14 protein-coding genes are annotated in these 19,176 nt (G+C 47.7%); 5 read left to right on the top strand and 9 right to left on the bottom strand.

Features of this window, described 5'->3' with window-relative positions:
• Positions 1-8: 8 nt before the first annotated feature.
• Positions 9-2,111, bottom strand: coding sequence for a potassium-transporting ATPase subunit KdpB (kdpB, locus tag NDI44_RS17250; RefSeq protein WP_190414437.1), 2,103 nt, complete (start codon positions 2,109-2,111; stop codon positions 9-11).
• 60 nt (positions 2,112-2,171) lie between these two features.
• Positions 2,172-3,863: a potassium-transporting ATPase subunit KdpA gene (gene kdpA, locus NDI44_RS17255; protein ID WP_190414438.1), complete on the bottom strand. Its 1,692-nt coding sequence runs from the start codon at positions 3,861-3,863 to the stop codon at positions 2,172-2,174.
• 315 nt (positions 3,864-4,178) lie between these two features.
• Here kdpA and NDI44_RS17260 point away from each other — a divergent pair, with 315 nt between their 5' ends.
• From NDI44_RS17260 to NDI44_RS17270, 3 genes are read left to right on the top strand one after another with little or no spacing between them, the layout of a single operon-like run.
• Positions 4,179-5,234, top strand: a complete 1,056-nt coding sequence (locus NDI44_RS17260; RefSeq protein WP_199304903.1) for a HAMP domain-containing sensor histidine kinase — start codon at positions 4,179-4,181, stop codon at positions 5,232-5,234.
• 48 nt (positions 5,235-5,282) lie between these two features.
• Positions 5,283-5,963 carry a response regulator transcription factor gene (locus NDI44_RS17265; RefSeq protein WP_190414440.1) on the top strand — a complete coding sequence of 227 codons (681 nt, stop codon included), beginning with the start codon at positions 5,283-5,285 and terminating at the stop codon, positions 5,961-5,963.
• Positions 5,964-6,000: 37 nt separating this feature from the next.
• Entirely contained in the window at positions 6,001-6,729 is a 729-nt protein-coding gene (locus NDI44_RS17270; RefSeq protein ID WP_190414441.1) for a Uma2 family endonuclease, read from the top strand.
• Positions 6,730-6,758: 29 nt separating this feature from the next.
• Here the strand turns inward: NDI44_RS17270 and priA are convergent, their stop codons facing one another.
• Positions 6,759-9,377 carry a primosomal protein N' gene (gene priA, locus NDI44_RS17275; protein WP_190414442.1) on the bottom strand — a complete coding sequence of 873 codons (2,619 nt, stop codon included), beginning with the start codon at positions 9,375-9,377 and terminating at the stop codon, positions 6,759-6,761.
• Positions 9,378-10,185: 808 nt separating this feature from the next.
• On the opposite strand from priA, the gene NDI44_RS17280 reads away from it, so the two are divergent.
• Entirely contained in the window at positions 10,186-11,316 is a 1,131-nt protein-coding gene (locus tag NDI44_RS17280) for an RNA polymerase sigma factor, RpoD/SigA family (protein WP_190414486.1), read from the top strand.
• 68 nt (positions 11,317-11,384) lie between these two features.
• The gene (locus NDI44_RS17285; protein ID WP_190414443.1) at positions 11,385-11,900 is read left to right on the top strand and encodes a GNAT family N-acetyltransferase; all 516 of its coding nucleotides are present in this window, start codon (positions 11,385-11,387) and stop codon (positions 11,898-11,900) included.
• On the opposite strand, the gene NDI44_RS17290 is transcribed toward NDI44_RS17285, so the two are convergent.
• From NDI44_RS17290 to NDI44_RS17315, 6 genes are all read right to left on the bottom strand, one after another.
• Positions 11,865-12,686 (bottom strand): phosphate ABC transporter ATP-binding protein, encoded by an 822-nt coding sequence (locus tag NDI44_RS17290; protein ID WP_190414444.1) that lies wholly within the window; start codon positions 12,684-12,686, stop codon positions 11,865-11,867. The genes NDI44_RS17285 and NDI44_RS17290 overlap by 36 nt on opposite strands.
• A gap of 60 nt (positions 12,687-12,746) precedes the next feature.
• On the bottom strand, positions 12,747-13,664 hold the full coding sequence (gene pstA, locus NDI44_RS17295; protein ID WP_190414445.1) for a phosphate ABC transporter permease PstA: 918 nt from the start codon (positions 13,662-13,664) through the stop codon (positions 12,747-12,749).
• Positions 13,657-14,511: a phosphate ABC transporter permease subunit PstC gene (gene pstC, locus NDI44_RS17300; RefSeq protein WP_242037128.1), complete on the bottom strand. Its 855-nt coding sequence runs from the start codon at positions 14,509-14,511 to the stop codon at positions 13,657-13,659. The genes pstA and pstC overlap by 8 nt, the downstream gene beginning before the upstream one ends.
• Entirely contained in the window at positions 14,492-15,331 is an 840-nt protein-coding gene (locus NDI44_RS17305) for a phosphate ABC transporter substrate-binding protein (RefSeq protein WP_348235301.1), read from the bottom strand. The genes pstC and NDI44_RS17305 overlap by 20 nt, the downstream gene beginning before the upstream one ends.
• Positions 15,332-15,367: 36 nt before the next feature.
• Complete coding sequence (locus tag NDI44_RS17310; protein WP_190414447.1) at positions 15,368-15,682, bottom strand: metalloregulator ArsR/SmtB family transcription factor; 315 nt, start codon at positions 15,680-15,682, stop codon at positions 15,368-15,370.
• 294 nt (positions 15,683-15,976) lie between these two features.
• Positions 15,977-18,814 (bottom strand): GAF domain-containing protein, encoded by a 2,838-nt coding sequence (locus NDI44_RS17315; protein WP_190414488.1) that lies wholly within the window; start codon positions 18,812-18,814, stop codon positions 15,977-15,979.
• Positions 18,815-19,176: the final 362 nt, after the last annotated feature.

Below are 19,176 nucleotides of genomic sequence, written 5' to 3' on the forward strand. Positions count from 1 at the left end.
GTTCGTTTTTAAGCCAAACCCACAGCAGCAATCAAAACATCAATCACTTTAATTGCAATAAACGGCGCAATTACTCCACCCAACCCATAAATTAGGATATTTCGTTGCAGTAATTGATTAGCTGTGAGTGGTCTGAATTTAACTCCAGTCAGTGCCAAAGGAATCAAAGCGGGAATAATCAAAGCGTTGTAAATCAGAGCTGATAAAACCGCCGATTTGGCACTCGCTAATCCCATAAGATTGAGACTATTAATTCCAGATGGAGCAAATATCGCCGGGATAATCGCGAAGTATTTGGCAATATCATTAGAAAGGGAAAAAGTGGTCAGCGCCCCGCGAGTAATTAACAGTTGTTTGCCGATTGTCACTAAGTCGATTAACTTGGTGGGGTCAGAATCCAAATCCACCATATTCGCCGCTTCTTTCGCCGCCTGAGTGCCAGAGTTCATCGCTACGCCCACATTAGCCTGAGCTAAGGCTGGGGCGTCGTTGGTGCCATCGCCAGTCATGGCAACCAATTTACCCGCAGCTTGTTCGCGCTGAATGACGGCGATTTTGTCTTCTGGCGTAGCTTCGGCGATGAAGTCATCGACTCCGGCTTCTTGGGCGATAACGGAAGCGGTGATTCGGTTGTCGCCAGTTAACATCACGGTGCGAACGCCCATCCGCCGCAGTTGGTCAAAGCGATCGCGTATACCTGGTTTGATGATATCTTTCAGGTAAATGATGCCGTAGATGTCGCTTCCTTGACAAACTGCTAGAGGTGTGCCACCGAGTCGGGAAACTTTTTCGTAGGCTGCATCGAGGTCTGGTGCCAGATTACCGCCACGGGAACGCACAAATCCTTTGATCGCATCTACTGCACCCTTACGGACTTCAGAACCATCGGGCAAATCCGTACCGCTCATGCGCGTTTTAGCAGAAAATTCGATTGCCTCAGCTGCATTGCGGTCAAAATCCACTGTTGACCCTAACTTCTCTGCGAGTCTGACAATTGACTTGCCTTCTGGCGTCTCATCAAATACGCTGGCAGCCAGAGCAACTTTCGCAATCTCATCCATCGAATGACCGTTAACTGGGATGAATTCCTCGGCTAAACGGTTTCCTAGGGTAATCGTGCCCGTTTTGTCCAAAATCAGGGTATTGACATCGCCACAGGCTTCTACGGCTCGTCCAGATGTTGCTACTACGTTAAACTGGGCGACTCTGTCCATCCCGGCAATCCCAATCGCACTCAGCAAGCCGCCAATCGTGGTCGGAATCAACGCCACTAACAGAGCAATCAGCGTAGCTACGCCTATCGGGTTATTTACGTAGTTGCCGTATGATGGCAGCGTTGCTACGACAATCAGAAACACCTGAGTCAGAACTGCCAGCAATACCGTCAAGGCAATTTCGTTGGGTGTTTTGCTACGTTCTGCGCCTTCCACTAAAGCAATCATCCGGTCTAAAAACCCCTTACCTGGGTCTGATGTTACTCGCAGAGTTAGTTCATCGGAGATAATCTTCGTGCCGCCTGTAACAGAACTCGCCATATCTGAGCCTGGTTCTTTCAACACTGGCGCAGATTCCCCAGTAATTGCCGATTCATCGACGGAGGCGACACCAGCAATTACTTCCCCGTCTGCGGGGATGATATCACCAGCAATCACTTTAATGCGATCGCCTTGCCTTAAATTAGTTGAAGAGACTTCCTCAATTGAGCCATCGGGCAATAATTTCCGAGCAGTTGTGTCGGATTTTGTTGCCCGCATCGAGTCAGCTTGTGCCTTACCGCGTCCTTCTGCCACCGCTTCCGCAAAATTAGCAAATAGCAGGGTAAATAGCAGAATTACGGTAATTAGACCATTAAATAGCCGCTGGTTTTCGCCCGGTACTGTGCCAAACAAATTTGGGTCAATTGTTACCAGTGCAGTGATGATGGTACCAACCCACACTAGAAACATGACTGGATTTTTCAGCATCATTCGTGGGTTGAGCTTGACAAAAGCATCCCGGAAGGCTCTCTGATAAAGCCCTTTGGTATTTACCTTGGAGGTATGTTTGCGCGAAGAACGTGGTTGGCGTGGTTGGCGAATCTGTTGAGGCGAAGTCGAATTTTCAGATGTCATAAGTAGTCAGGGAGAAACTAACCGCAAAGAACGCACACAGAGGAGGAAAGTAAGGTTTATTTATCCTCCTTTAGCAATTTGGAAGGCTTCGGCTATCGGACCAAGTGCTAAAACTGGGAAGAAGGTTAACGCGCCTAAAATCAAGATGATTCCCGCGGTGACGGCGGTAAATAGAAGCGTATCGGTGCGGAGGGTTCCGGTAGTTTCGGGTACTGGTTGTTTGTGAGCCATGCTGTCAGCTAACAGCAGCATGGCGATAATCGGGATATAGCGACCGAGTAAGAGGCTGAAACAGGTACTCAAGTTCCACCACAGGGTAGTGTCGCCCAATCCTTCAAAGCCCGATCCGTTGTTGGCGGCGGCTGAAGTGTACTCGTAGACGACTTGGGAGATGCCGTGAAAGCCGGGATTGCTGATTCCAGCGAGGGTGTTGGGAAAGGCGAGAGCGATCGCTGAGGGAATTAATACTGCTATCGGATGGATGAGTAGCACGACGCTGGCAAGAACGATTTCTTTTTTCTCAACTTTTCGTCCCAAAAATTCTGGGGTTCTTCCCACCATCAAGCCGGTCAGAAATACGGTCAAAATCAGGTAGATGAACAAGTAAGCTGTTCCAGTTCCCTGACCGCCCCATACAATCTGAAGGAACATATTAAACAGGGTGGAAAAACCTCCGAGAGGCATTAGGGAATCGTGCATCCCGTTGACAGCACCGCACATAGTTCCTGTTGTCGTAATTGCCCAAAGTGCTGTCTGTGCCCAACCAAATCTAACTTCTTTGCCTTCTAAGTTAGGAATAGGTTGCTGTCCTCCTAGGAGATTATTAACTAGAGGATTTCCTTGATATTCGCCAATGGCGGTAATGATAGTCAGAATGGTAAAGATAATAAATACCATCCCAAACAGCAGCCATCCCTGTTTTTTGTTATTAGCAAAGATGCCGTAGGTTATAATCAGCGACGCTGGAATGCAAACCATCGCAATTATTTCTAGCAGATTGGAGAAACCATTTGGATTTTCAAATGGATGGGCGGAGTTAATGGCAAAAAATCCGCCGCCATTTTCTCCTAACTGTTTGATACTTTCAAAATGGGCTACAGGACCACGGGCAATGATTTGTATTCCATTTTCTAACGTCGTAGCTGTCTGCGGCCCAGCTAAGGTTTCTGGAACGCCTAGAATGATTAACAATAGCGCTCCTAAGATGGACAGAGGTAGCAATATCCGGGTAATGGATTGAATTAAATCAACGTAAAAGTTACCTAACGAGTTGCCAGTTAAGCCGCGAATAAAGGCGATTGCCACAGCTAATCCGGTCGCGGCTGAGGTAAACATTAGATAACCCAGTGCTAACATCTGACTGGCATAGCTGAAGGTAGTTTCGCCAGAATAATGCTGCTGGTCTGTATTGGTCAAAAATGAGATTGTTGTATGGAGTGCTAAATCCCAACTAGGGGCATTTAATCCGGTAGGATTTAGGGGCAGGAATTGCTGTAGTATGAGAATTAGATAAACTAATACACCCATGACCAAGTTGGTGTAAAGCAAGGCACGGGCATACTGCCAACTCGTCTGATTCTCTTTGTTTCGCACGCCCCCTAGTGCATAGATAGTTTTTTCTATTGGTACCATTATTGGGTCAAGAAAGGTTTTCTCTCCTTTAAATACACCAGCTATGTAACTACCCAAAAACTTACTGATTGCCACCACAATCAGTAAGTTTATAACAATTTGAAATAAGCCTTGCCACATAAATTAAACCTAATTTAATCGAAGCTATACAATTTTTTCGCAGATAAATCAGACAAATAAATCTTTAATTTGCCCGACTATCATCCTAATACGTAGGAGGGAAATACCACAATTAGATTAGATATATAACCTAGATATATATGTATTAATACACCTTCTATACCTGCAAGTATAGATTCAGGTTTATCGCTAAAGTGAGGATATAGTATATGTCATGTGGTGCCATTCATCAGTTGGAAAATACATCTGATGAGGAGGTTACGCACCTTGGTAGCTATCAAAGCAAATCTTGTGACTAAAAATCAGCACTCAACTATGCATTTGCTAATTGTAGGGGCATTTACTGTCTTGATTATACTGGAGTTTTCCACACCTCCATCCTATGTATTTGGCTACCTCTATATCGGACCAATTTTACTAACGAATTCACGCTTGAGCCAACCTGCAACGCTTATACTCACCCTTTCTGCTGCTAGTCTAACTATCTTAAATTTGTTTTCTCCTGCTCTTGAACCGATCCAACCGTCAACAGTGGCAAACCGATTGATTGCAGTGATGGCGTTGGCGGTAACTTGCTGGTTGCTGCGTCGAAATCAGCATTATGAAGAGGCGATTCAGAGACAACAGGCGCAATTGCGATCGCAACAACAACTGGCAAGTATTCGTGAAGATTTTGCCTCTACTTTGACACACGATCTCAAAACTCCATTGCTAGGCGCGATTGAAACGATTAAATCTTTCCAATTAGGACACTTCGGTGATTGTACGCTTCAGCAACAAACAGTTTTGGCGATGATGGTTCGTTCTCACACTTCGACATTACATCTGGTGGAGACGCTGCTGGATGTCTATCGTAACGATACCAAAGGACTAAAACTGGTGAGATCGCCCGTAAATCTAGTTACCTTGGCTACTGAAGCGATCGCTACATTGACAGATTTAGCTTCTTCGCGTCGGGTGTATATTACTCTCCGTCATGGTTCAACCGATTTTTACCGCTTTTTGTGGGTGAATGGAGATGCCTTGCAATTACAGCGAGTCTTCATAAATTTACTCACTAATGGCATTAATCATTCCCCGCGTGGCGGTAAGGTAGAAGTCATACTGGAGTACCATGCTAATTATCAAATTGTGAAAATTATCGATAATGGGCAGGGCATCACCGAAGAAGAGTTACCCTACCTATTTGAGCGATTTTATCAAGGACATAGCGATCGCGTTGCCACAGGATCGGGACTGGGTTTATATTTGACTCGTCAGATTATTGAAGCGCACGGCGGTACAATTTGGGGAGAAAACCAGAAACCACGCGGGGCAATGTTTGGCTTCCGATTGCCTCCCCACTTAGTGGAAATTGAAAATAAAAAATGATAAATTACCTTTTTTCGGTTTTCCGACCAAAACTCCAAGACCTTTGAAATGAAACCTTCACTGCGGATTTTGTTGGTGGAAGATGATGAACTGTTTCGCCTGGGACTGCGGATGCGGTTGCAACAGGCAGGGTTAGAAGTCGTTGGTGAAGCAGTTGATGGCGAAACCGCTGTGGAATTGACGAATTGCCATTTACCAGATGTAGTGCTGCTTGATGTGGGACTACCTGGGTTAGGAGGCGTTGAAGCGTGTCGCCAAATCAAACAACGTCATCCAAAAATGCCCGTTTTGGTTTTAACTTCTCATTCCCAAAAGCCTTTGATTGAACGGTTAATTGCGGCTGGCGCTCATGGCTATTGTCTCAAAGGAATTGAAGCTGAGGTGTTAATTTTAGCACTGCGTTCAGTCGCCGCAGGTGCCTCATGGTGGGATCAAACGGGTACAGCAGAAATTCGCGCCGCATTTGACGATACACCGCCACCAACTTCATCCAAAACCGCTGAACCTTTAGCAACTCCGCTTACCAGTCGGGAGCAGGAAATTTTGGCATTGATTGCCGCTGGGAAGACAAATCAAGAAATTGCCGAACGGCTGCATATTGCCTTGGGTACAGTTCGGGTTCACGTCCATGCCATTTTACAAAAATTGGAAGTGCGCGATCGCACTCAAGCCGCTATCTTGGCAATTCAAGAAAGATTAGTAGCCGCAGATTTGTTACTACAAGAATAATTAATCAAGATTCATTTATATATAGTAGGAGGTTTCCATGACCTCAGCAGAGACACCATTTGCCGTCGGTTTCACCCTCCCAGACCATACCCATTTACCAGACTCCGACGGCAGATTTGTGAAAAACTTTCAAGAACCGCCCCAAGGCGATTTGCTGACCCACTGTATAGAACCAGTTTTGCAGCAAATTCATCCCGATGGACAATACTGTATCGGTCGGGATAGCGGGATCTATTGGCGGATAACGAAACCGCCTGAAAGAGGAGCAGAAACACCAAATTGGTTTTATGTGCCGAATGTCCCGCCGACTTTGAACGGTCAATACCGACGTTCTTATGTCTTGTGGCAAGAATACGTTGCGCCGCTGATTGTGTTGGAGTTTGTCTCTGGGGATGGTTCCCAAGAACGAGACAGAATGCCGATAACTGGCAAGTTTTGGGTTTACGAGCAGGCGATTCGCGTTCCCTTTTATGGCATCTATGAAGTCAATCTGGCACGAGTGGAAGTGTACCAATTAATTAACGGGCGCTATCAGATGATGCAGCCTAACGAGCGCGGACACTATCCCATCGAGCCTTTAGGGGTAGAGTTGGGCATTTGGCAGGGTCGATACACAAATATGGAATTTCCCTGGTTGCGCTGGTGGGATGCTCAGGGAAACTTGCTGCTAGACGGTACGGAAATCGCACAGCTTGCAGAAGAACGCGCTGAACGCTTGGCAGAACGATTAAGAGCAATGGGCGTTAATCCCGATGAATTAGTATGAGATCGGAACCCGGTTTTCTGGCTTGGGTCTTACATCAAATTCAGCGGGTCAACGTCTATTGTCAAGCTAACTGAGGATGGGCACAAAAGGCGCAACTCGTTGAAATCCGGTAATTCTGGCAGCGAATCAGGTGCAAACTTGAGCATAATCTGCCATCGATATCGATTCGCCACCCGTAAGATACTCGCTGGTGCTGGCCCTAACACCTCATACATCGGGGTGGTGGGATGGGTATCTGAACTGCTATCCCCCTGGGGTGTATTAGAAGCTAGCCCCGCAGCTAGCATTTCGGCAGTTTCCTGAACTTCTGCGGCATCGGTGCTGCTTAGCCGCAACAAAATGAGACGTCCGTAGGGGGGATAATTTAGTGCCTCTCGTTGTTCTAACTCTGTCTCGATGAAAGATTGATACTGGTGACGCCTTACTGCTTGAATGACTGGGTGTTCCGGGGAGTAAGTTTGAATAATGACTTGACCGGGATCGTCGCCGCGACCGGCACGACCTGCAACCTGCGTTAGGGTTTGAAAGGCTCGTTCGGATGCCCGATAGTCGGGTAGATGCAGCAACCCATCCGCAGCAACCACTCCTACTAGTGTCACTTGGGATATATCCAGCCCTTTGGTGAGCATTTGAGTCCCAATTAACAAGTCGGCTTCTCCGTTGGTAAAGCGTGTCAGCAGGGTGCGATGAGCGCCTTTGGTGCGGGTGGTGTCGCTATCAAACCGGATATAGCGCAACTGAGGGAACTGCTGCGCTAATTCTTGGGCGACTCGCTGGGTGCCGCTGCCAAAAAATTTCAGGTAGGGAGAACCGCATTCGGGGCAGGATTGAGGATGCGATCGCACAAAATTACAGTAGTGACACCTCAATAATTCAGCGGCTTCTTCATGGGCGTGGTGATACGACAGCGAAACATCGCAGTGAGGACACTCAATCACATACCCACAGCTGCGACAAGAAACAAAGGTGCTATGTCCCCGCCGATGAATAAATAAAATTCCCTGTTTCCCCTCATCTTGCAGCTGCTGCAAGCCTTCCTGAAGCGACCGACTAAAAATTGAGCGATTCCCTTGCTGCAACTCTTGGCGCATATCCACCACTTCTACCGGCGGTAGCGGGCGAGATTGGATGCGTTCAGGCAATGAGAGGTAATGGGTAAGCGCGTTTTGAGTTGGAGAGACGCGATTCATCGCGTCTGAGTTTTGAGTTGAATCGGTTAACTCCGGACTCGTAATGTTTAGCCAGGTTTCTAGGGAAGGGGTGGCGGAACCTAAGACGAGGGGGCAGTTTTCCAACTCAGCCCGCCAAGTCGCGACGGTGCGGGCGTGATAGGTGGGTGCGGGTTGGTCTTGCTTGAAACTAGAGTCGTGTTCCTCATCCAACACGATTAGCCCCAGACGTGGCAGTGGGGCAAAGATAGCTGAACGGGTGCCAATCACGACTTGAGCTGCACCCGCCAGCATTTGCCGCCAAGTGTCGTAGCGTTCGCCATCGGAAAGGGCGCTGTGATAGACGCAGACTTTGTTGCCAAAACGGGCGCGGAATCGGTCGGTGAGTTGGGGGGTAAGACCAATTTCTGGGACGAGGACGAGGGCGGATTGTCCCCGTTCTAAGATGGGGGCGATCGCTTGTAAATACACCTCTGTCTTCCCGGAACCCGTGACTCCGTGCAACAGCACCTTCGCAAAACCGGATAAAGACGCGATCGCTTCTAGCGCCTCAGATTGAGCCGGTGTTAATGCTTTCGGTTGATCCCCAGCCAAGAGCGGTTCTGCGGAAGTCCGCAACATCTCCCGTTCTTGAATAACCACGCAGCCTTTTTGCTCCAGCGTCTTGATGGTGGATGAACTGGCGTTGCAGATTTGCAGCAACTCCGTCAACAACAAATCGCCGCCGCGCCGCCGCAGCACTTCCAAAATTTCCCGTTGGCGCTGCGTCAAGTCGAGGGGAAAAACATCAGCAACCAGCGTCACAGCCTTCTGCAACTTCGGTCGCTGGGTTCTGGGCGGTTCCAGGTAACTTTCGACTAACTTCGCCCGCAGTAACTCCCGGATGGCTCGATACGCTCCTCTAACTTGACGCTGGAGGTAAACGAAGCTGTAGTCTCCAGAGGGTTGAGCTTGCAGAAGTTCCAGAATCTTACAGGCAGTTGGACTCAGGTAATTAGCATTTCCCGCTTGTCCGACTTGTCTCCCCTCTCCTTCTCCTTGGGCAAGGCGGAGGCGACGCTGCGATCGCCCCAGTAATCCCGGCGGTAGCGCGACTCGAATTACCTGAATCAGCTGGGTGTAGTAGTATTGGGCGACTTGGTTCAGCAGTTGCCAGTAGGCCGGCGGGAAAAACCCAGCACTGACCACATCCTCCACATCCCGAATTTTGGCTGGGTTCAAATCTGGCGGCGGTGCATCGCAAATCCGAATCGCGATCGCTCCCAAAACTTGCGCCCCAAACGGTACGCTCAGAATATCCCCCGGCTGCACTTGCAACTGGGCAGGCAACCGATAGGTATACAACCGCTTCTGCGCTTCTGCTTCTGGACAATCCACCAGCACTTCTATCCATCGATTCTGTCCAGAATCAGACTGGTCGTAGGATGCTCTACTCTCCAGCACAATGCCCGAACGCCCGACATTGGGATTTGACGACATATTCCCCCTCTCCCTTGGCAGCCGGATACTACAGCCAGCTTTCCAGACCGCCATGCTTGTCGCTTACTGTAGACCTGTTAATTTTAGCTGGCTGTAGACGCTTGAGAGACTTGAAATTCAACAACATCCGAGGTCGCAACCAAGAGGATAGAAGTTAGGATACAAATGTCTCGCTTGGATGCTTGTATGTGAGTATACTTGCTATCCTCTATCTATTGTGCAGAGCGCGGATGCCTACTTTCTCCCTATCGATAGAGAGGAAAGCTCACAAGTATATGAGATCCTGTGTGAATAGCATGGGAAATTTAAAAAACTTTAAACTTTCCTTAATTAGGAGCCAGAAAAAATGGAAAGAAACCCCAGACTTGGCATTGATTTAAGTTTAATTTAATTGAAATTTATCTACGGCATCACATCTGACGGCAAGCTTCTAATAGACTAGGGCATCACCTTCATGTTTCCTGATTTTTTCTTAAGACGCATACCCAATCTAAAGCGCTTCTAGATTCTGTAATCGAGAAATGTAATCAGGGAAACAATCAAAAAACTATTTTCTGGTAGCCTTAAAAAGCTATTTGTAAATTGAAAGGTTGAATAAATTTTGAGTGTTCCAAAGCGGGTACCCGATCTGGTGTTGCCACGAGCGGATAAATGAAGCTCAAAATTAGCAAAGAATGCAGACAGTAAAAATAAAGTTGACCCTTGAGTCTATGCTCGTAGAGCCTGTCTTCAGTCCGTCATGGATATGTACAAAGAGAGCATCCGTTCCCATCAACTCGCTTTATCCAATACCGACTCAGACCTTGCTATGAATATTGCTGACTTGAACCGAAGCGACGTGGAATCTACATCCGATCGGGATTTTGTAGATATTACCGACCAGCAAATGGAAGAAACCACTGAAATAGAAATCGTCAGTGTTGAAGATGAAATTTCAGACGAAATTGATAAATTAGCCGGTGGTCGCCCCTCTGAATACCGCAAAACTGTCTCCGATGATACTGTAGGAGCGTTTTTTAAGGAGATGGCACGCTATCCCCTTCTGAAACCAGATGAAGAAGTCGAGTTAGCCCATCGCGTCCAATATTTAGTCAAGATAGAAGCGCTCCAAGAAAAATTACAAAAAGAGTTGGATCGCGCTCCCACGAAAGCAGAACTGGCAGCAGCAGATGGGCTTTCGGAACGGCAGATGGAACATCAACTGTATCGCGGACGGGTGGCGAAACGGAAGATGATTCGCTCGAACCTGAGATTAGTTGTTTCTATTGCTAAACGATATTTGAACCGAGGTGTTCAATTCCTCGATTTAATTCAGGAAGGGGCGCTGGGATTAAATCGCGCTACAGAAAAGTTTGATCCCGACAAAGGTTATAAGTTTTCTACCTATGCCTATTGGTGGATTCGGCAAGCAATCACGCGGACAATCGCTAACGATGCGCGCACGATTCGATTGCCGATTCACATTGTCGAGAAGTTAAATAAGCTCAAAAAAGCGCAGCGAGAACTCAAGCAAGAACTGCATCGCAATCCGACAGAAGAGGAACTGGCGCAATCTTTAGATATTGAGGCTTCGCAGTTGCGTCAGTTGTTGCAGCTTAGAAGGCGATCGCTTTCTCTCAACCATCGCATCGGGAAGGGAGAAGAGACGGAACTGATGGATCTGCTCGAAGATGGTGATAATCAATCTCCTGAAGAGCAGATGAGCGAAGCCATGATGCGCCAAGAAATTTGGGAAGTGTTGGGCGACGTTCTCACCGATCGGGAAAAAGATGTTATCTCGCTGCGGTATGGTTTAACCAGCAGCGAACCCTACACCTTAGAAGAAGTGGGCTGTTTATTTAATTTGTCCCGCGAACGAGTGCGTCAAATTCAAAGTAAAGCGATGCGGAAACTGCGGCGTCCCCAGGTTGCCAAACGCTTGAAAGGATGGCTCACCTAAAAGTTGTTGGCGATCGGTAATTAGTCATTCGTTTTATGATTGACCAAACGATCGCTGACTGATGACGAATGACTACTGAATTGATTTTACGTCCAGCAGAGCCTGGAGATGCGTCGGTGCTATTTGAGCTAATTAAAGCACTCGCGGAGTATGAGAAACTCTCTGACGCTGTCACAGGCAATACGGACGCCCTGAAAGAGCATCTGTTCGGTTCTAAGCCTTATGTAGAGGCAATTCTAGCAGAATATGCGGGGCAAGCCGTGGGGTTTGCCCTGTTTTTTCATAACTATTCCACCTTTCTTACCAAGCCGGGAATTTATCTGGAAGACTTGTTTGTACTCCCAGAATATCGGCGTCAGGGGATCGGGAAGGCGCTTCTCACCCACCTCGCTCAGTTGGCTGTATCTCGCGGCTGTGGGAGATTGGAGTGGAGCGTTTTAGATTGGAACGAACCGGCGATCGCATTCTACGAGCGCATGGGTGCTGACGTTTTGCCCGACTGGCGGATTTGCCGCGTTACGGGCGATTCTCTCGTGAGTATGGCTGCACTAACCCCTTCTGCCAGTGACGTAGGCAGCCGTTAGAGGGTGCTGCGGAGATTCAAAAATCTGCTCAACCGAACCGGATTCGATCAATTGTCCAGCGCCATCCTGAACCCAAAACAGCGCCACATCATCCGCAATCCGTTTTGCCTGTGCCAGATTGTGAGTGACGACGAGGACTGTATATTTGCCGCGCAGATTGACGATTAAATCCTCTACGACTTCACTAGAAAGGGGATCGAGGGCGCTGCAAGGCTCATCCATCAGGAGAACATCGGGTTTGAGGGCGATCGCTCTGGCGAGACATAGCCGTTGTTGTTGTCCGCCAGAAAGGGAAAGGGCAGGAGATTTCAGCCTGTCCTTCACCTCATCCCACAAGCCGACATCGCGCAAAGCATCCTCGACAATTTCATCGATTTTTTCTCGATTTCTAACTCCGTGTTCTCTAAGCGGAAATTCAAGATTTCTGATAATGGAAAGTGGGAAGGGATTGGGTTTTTGAAATAGCATTCCTATTCGGCGACGCAATGAAATCACATCGATTTCTTGCACATCTTGATCCCCCAAAAGAATCCGCCCTGTTAACCGACAGTTTTTGGTTAAATCGGTAAGGCGGTTTAGACAAGTAAGAAAGCTTGTTTTGCCACAACCGGAAGGGCCAATTAGGGCTGTAATTTCACCCGATTTAATAGAGAGAGTGACATTTTTAAATGCGGGTTTATTCGCGTAAGAAAGGCTTAAATTCTCAGTTTTGATTTCTGGGGCATTACTGGGAAGTGAGGCTGAAGTTTTCTCTTGAATTCTAATTTCGCTTGTCGATTGTTTCATGAAAAATTTAAACTGTAAAGACGCGAAGTACGCAAAAAAAGAACGCGAGGTAAGCTTGGTTTACGCTACCCAAATTCGGGATTGCCGAAACCGTTCTGCTAGCCAAGAGATTGCAGCATTAATGAGTAATAGAAAGCTGACTAATACGAGAGCAGAGGCGTAGGCATTTGGTTCGCCGCCAGAGACGTTCATAGCGAGATCGTAAATGTGAACCGAGAGCGATCGCCCGGAATCCCACAAGGACTCTGGCATCCGATCGACGTAACCACTGGTAAAGATTAAAGCAGCCGTTTCAGCGATCGCTCTCCCCAAACCCAACAGCAACCCCACGACTAATCCAGGCATTGCCGCTGGTAGCAGTAACTCCCATAAGGTGGCTGTACGAGAGAGTCCCAGCGCCGCCGCCGAACGTCGGTAGTCATCGGGTACGCCTCGAAAACCTTCCTGGGTTGAGCGAATCAAAATCGGCAGCACCATACACGCCAGCGTCAATCCACCAGAAAGAATCGAAAAGCCCATTCCCAAAGTTTTGCAGAAGAAAGCGTTCCCAAAAAGACCAAAAACAATTGAAGGGATGCCTGCTAAAACATCCAAACTCAGTCGCACTAACCGCCCCAAAATACTCTCATTTGAGGTAAATTCAGCCAGTAATATCGCAGTCCCCACTCCCAACGGAATTGAAACTGCCATGCATACTCCTACGATTAGCGCGGTCGAGACTAAAATGGGTGCGATTCCTCCATCTCGTCCAGCATTATTCGGTACAGTTGTCAAAAAGTTCCAGTTAATTTGACCGATACCAGAAACAAAAATATTGCTCAATAGCCACAACAGCGAAGCTGTTATTAAAGCGACAGATACCCAGACGATTGCAGTCGGAAGTAATTCAGGAGAAGGCAAACAATTAAAAGGCGAAAAATTGTTTTTTTCTTGCACCTTTTGTTTTTGTAAGTTTGTCTTCTCAAAGGATTCACTCATAAAGATGCCCTTGATTAATCATTTCGGCAGCAACGACTAAAACCACAATCATCGCCATTAATATCAACCCGCTGACAAACAAGGCGGCGCGATGATTTCCCACAGCATAAGCCATCTCTAGAGCAATATTTGCCGTTAACGTCCGCACTGGCTCAAATACACCTTTTGGTACCTGCACGACATTACCGCAAACCATTAACACCGCCATTGTTTCGCCAATCGCCCGTCCGGTTTCTAAAATGACGCCAGTTAATAGCCCTGATTTTGCTGCCGGAAAAACTACACCGCGCACCATTGCCCAGCGTCCCAATCCCAGCGCCGTCGCACCCCGCAGATAATCTGCGGGCACGTTAGCAAAGGTGGCATCAGCGACGAGGGCAATGGTGGGGAGAATCATCAGGGTTAGGATGAGAATTCCAGCGAATAAACTCGGCCCCGGTGGGTGAAACCGCCCGATAATTGGCACCAGCACCACTAAACCCCAAAAGCCATAAACGACTGAGGGAATCCCTGCTAAAAGCTCAATCAGGCTTCGGTAAATTTTGGCTAAAGCGGGAGGTGCGTAATAGTGGCAGAAAACTGCGGAGAGAATACCCAGAGGTGTTGCAACTAGCACAGACCCCGCCGTGACAAACAGCGATCCCCACAGCATCGGCATTAGGTTAAATGCTTCGCTAGCTGGATGCCAGGAGGGGTCGTTGAAGAAGCGTGTCAGTCCGATATTTTGCAGGATGGGTAAGGTTTCCCAGATGAGGAATAGCAGAATTAAAAGCGCGATCGCGCCCGAAATAATCGCCATTCCCCGCAACATCCAGACGAGAATGACTTCATTTCGCGACTGGGACAAAATATTGCTCCTTCACAATGTCTTGCACATCTTTAGAACGGGCAAAATCAATAAATTCTTTTTGCAATCCGGTGGGTGTAGTTTTCGTCACTAAATTGAGTGGACGAGAAAGCGGAAATTTACCGTTGCTGACGTTGGCGATGGAGGCGTCTACCCCTTCGACTGGCAACAATTTGATCGGAGTATTGTGAGTGACACCATATTCGCCAGAACCAATAGAGACATAAGCGATCGCGTTGGGATTCCCTGCTACGGTTTTGATTCCTTGTTCGTTATCGCCAATCACCACATCGGCACGAATATCGGTTGTCTTTAATTTGAAGTGGTCGGCAAACAGTTCCAGCGTGGATCGACCCTCAGCTTTATTGACCACCGTAATTGGGGCATCTTTCCCGCCGACTTGTTTCCAATTATTGATTTTGTCGGTGTAGATATCGACAATTTGCTTGTCCGTCAGATTTTTAACTGGATTGTCTTGATTGAGAATGACCGAGACGCCATCGTTAGCAATCATAAAAGCTTGCAAATCCTTCTCGCTGTCTTTGAGGCTTCGGGAAACCATCCCAATATCCGCCACCCCCTGGCGGGCATCTGCGACTCCCCGCGAAGATCCGCCCGTTTGCACGTCAATCCGGACTCCCGGATGTTGAGTTTCATAGCGCTTGGCCATCTCAGCCGCCAGAGGTGCTACCGTACTCGATCCCGTCAAAACCAGCTTGCCTTGTAACTTATCGGATGATTGGGTTGCCCCTTCTGGAGGCTTCCCGCAAGATTGCAGCCAAAAGCAGGCAGCTAACCCTAGAGAAAGCGGCGCAAGCATTCTTAGATTCTTCATCAGTTATGTAATTGAAGTTTTTTATGTGTTGGAATCAAACGAAACCAGGCAACATCCCAAGTCAATCGCCCGACCAGCATTTGTCCTCTGGATTGCAGGATCTAGCTGATAAAGTACCGCCTTGCCATCTCGCGTCGCCGTCACAAAACCCTCTTCTCGCAAAACTTTTAGATGATGCGATAGCAAACTCTGTTGCAACCCCAGCACCGCATTCATCTCGCCAACGTGCTTAGGGCCACTCATGAGCAGTTCTAAAACCTCAAGCCGCGTTGAATCTGCCAAAGTTTTCAGTTTTTGGGCACAAAAGGACTGCGATGAGACTTTTTGGGTACTCATGGATTCACCTGTGTGAAGTTGGGAACCAACCCAGGCTTGCCCTGGATCGAGATTGATATTAACTTATATTTATATCAATAATTGTTTATTAATTCTAGCTTGATTTTTTCTTAACCGATGCTGAGGATGTCGGGAAAATTCAGATTTTTCACTTGAAAAACCAAACCTCCTTCCCTGCAAGGAAAGGAGGTTTCCGAGTACAAGGCGTTCTATAGCGCTCCTAAATGATTCCTAAAGGCGAGATCCCCGACTTCTTGGAAAAGTCGGAGGTCTGAACCGCTGGCATCTTAAAACTCAAATAGGATTGCTATAGCAGCTTTGTGCTAACTGGCTCTTCAGAGGAATTTCTATCCAGAACTCAGTACCCTGACCGGGTTGAGACATACATTTAAAGAAACCGCCGTGTTTGTCTACCACAATCTGGTAGCTAATGGAAAGTCCCAGACCCGTGCCTTTCCCAACCGGCTTGGTGGTGAAAAAGGGATCGAAAACTTGGCACTGCACGCCTGGACTCATGCCAGGGCCATTGTCACTAATCTGAATGACAACGCGGGGGACACCCGCTGGGTTATCCGACATCACAAAAGTGCGAATCGTAATCTGGCTGGGTAAGTTTTTAATTTCCTCCGGCGATCGCGTTTCATCGCGTTGCTCTAGAGCGTCAATGGCGTTGCCGATCACGTTCATAAAAACTTGATTCATCTGACCGGCGTAGCACTCGATAGGCGGTAAGTCTCCATACTCTTTCACCACGTCGATCTCGGCATGGTCTGGCTTTGCTTTCAGTCGATGTTGCAAGATTAACAGAGTGCTGTCGATGCCCGTGTGGATATCGACAGGTTTCCTTTCAGCCTCGTCCAGCCGGGAAAAATTGCGTAACGACAGAACGATCTGGCGGATGCGGTCAGCTCCAACTTTCATGGATGAGAGCATCTGCGGAAGATCCGAAGTCAGGAACTCTATGTCAATCGCTTCTGCTCGATCCACAATTTCAGTATGGGGATTTGGGTAATGCCGTTGGTAGAGTTCCATGAGTTTGAGCATATCTTGCGTATACTCATCAACGTGGCTGATATTGCCGTAGATAAAATTAACCGGATTATTAATTTCGTGAGCAACACCAGCAACCAGTTGACCCAAACTCGACATTTTTTCGGTTTGAATTAGCTGGGTTTGGGTTTTCTGTAACTCTTGGAGGGCGTTGGAGAGTTGTTCGGCTTGTTGCTGGGTTTGAGCAAGTAATTCCGCTTGCTGTTGGTAGAGTTCGGCTTGCTGAATCGCGATCGCAGCTTGAGCGGCGAGTTGTTGGAGCAGATCGACTTCCTCCGCCTTCCAAACTCTGGGTTCATGACACGCATGGGCAACCAATAGCCCCCACAGTTTCTCTCCTCTGCGAATCGGGACGACTAAATTGGCTTTTACCTGAATCTGTTCCAAGAATTCGACATGACAAGCTTGCAAAGAAGCTTGATGCACGTCGCTAATTGCCCGAACTCGTCCCCCCTGGTATAAGATTGCGTACTCTAGGGGAAAGCAGTTCTCGTCATAGACTTGCCCCAGAATTGATTTGGTATTGCCCGTGACCTCCTCGACAACTACCTTGCCTTGCCAGCGTTGGGTGAACTGGTAAACGATCACTCGGTCTGTATTTAACAGGTTCCGGACTTCGCGCACGATGGTTTGCAAGATAGTTTTTAGTTCCAACGTGCTGCGGATTTGGTCGATGACTTGCTTGAGAACGCTTGCCCACTCCAAAGATTGTTGTAACTTGACTGTACGCTCTTGGACTTGACAATCGAGGTTGGCATTCAGACGCTGCACTTTTTGGTACAGTCCATACTGCTCAATCGCCATTGAGAAGCGATCGCCCAAAGCATCAGCCAGTTCAATCTCTTCTGGAGTCCACTGGCGCGATTGTCCTCTTTTTAGCTGTCGCCAAACTTCAAAGGATTTACGGGGGTGGACTTGTCGCGTGTCGGGGTCAAAACACCCAGCCCATAAGGTTTCCGTGTCAATTTCATCTCGAAAAACTGTCAAGTATCCGACCAACTGTTGACGGTGTTGGAGGGGTACAATCAACACGCCTCGAATCAAAGTAGATTGAAATCCGGTTTCAAGCGGTTGTAAATACGTTTGTTTATACAAGTCAGCGATCGCAATGATGCCACTGCTACCCCTAGCATTTGCGGTAGCCGCAGGGTTGAAATTTGCCCCGCCTTTTAACCATTCTTGCCAGAGAGGATGCTGCTCAATGAGAACGGATGAGGCAGGTACTGCCACCACGCCCGGTTCTAGGAGCATCAATTGATCGCCACAGGTGTACACCACCGCTGACAAACCAGTGGTTTCTGGGGTGATGTACAGTCTGCCACCGGAACCTTGCAGCGCGCTAACGGTTTCCTCAAGGGCTGATTGCAGCTCAATGGTAGGGAGTGAATGCAGCAGAGTAGCAATATGGTTAAGCGTGACTTCCCGTTGAGCTTTTTCGCGGGTTTGGGTGAGTAAAGTAGATTGAGCGATCGCAATCGACACTTGATCCGCTACCGTCTGGACAATTTCCAGTTCCCGTTCTGAAATTACTTGCGGTTGCGCGTAGTGACCGACTAAAAGCCCCCACAAGCGATCGCCATGCAGAATCGGCACCACCAGAGAAGACTGCACGCCCATTGCTTTGAGATACGCCACATGGCAAGGATCGATAGGGCGATAGTGGATCTTTCTGATTTCTAGGGATTCTCCGGTTTCTGGGGAATCTAGTATCGATAAACCAATGAGTCCGGAAGCAACATTCACAATCGAACGCAGACGCACTTTCTGATAGAGTTCCCGTGCTTGGGGAGGAATGTCATCCGCTGGAAAGTTCAAACCTTTTAAAGATGGAAGGCGATTTTTATAAATAGATTCGGCAATCACTTCTCCACTTTCATCACCATGAAACCGATAGACCATGACTCGGTCGGCTTCTAGTAATGAACTGACTTCTGCCACCGTTGCGATTAAAATTTCTTGTAATTCTAAGGATTGACGAATCCGGTTAGTGATTCGGTGCAGCAATCCTTCCCGATCTAATTCTGGCTGTAATTCTGGCTGTAATTCTGGCTTTAAAACTTGCGTATTTTTACTGAAGGTCATTTTTTCATCCACTACGCTTATAATATTTGTGCCTTGTTCCGCACTGTATCTATTTTCGGTGTGCTGACTAAGTTCAGCCATACGTGAAAATATGGAACTTTTTTTAAAAATTAGATTCTATGCCAGTCCGAAATGATTCGTGAAGGCGAGATCCCCGACAACTCTTACGAAGTCGGGGATCAGAAGGGCTGGCTCACAACTAAAATAGGATTGCTATAGATATGTTTATCGATCGGGTTTTAAAATAATGCTGTAGATTTAGGGAGTTTTTAGAAGATGAGTTGCTAAAAATTCTATCCAGCTAAAGGTTCTAACTTTCTTTGTCATCTCCCTAAACGCATCTTGAGCCTTCTAATTTCCCC

It is taken from the genome of Trichocoleus sp. DQ-A3, assembly GCF_039961975.1.
Classification (GTDB): domain Bacteria; phylum Cyanobacteriota; class Cyanobacteriia; order Cyanobacteriales; family FACHB-T130; genus FACHB-T130.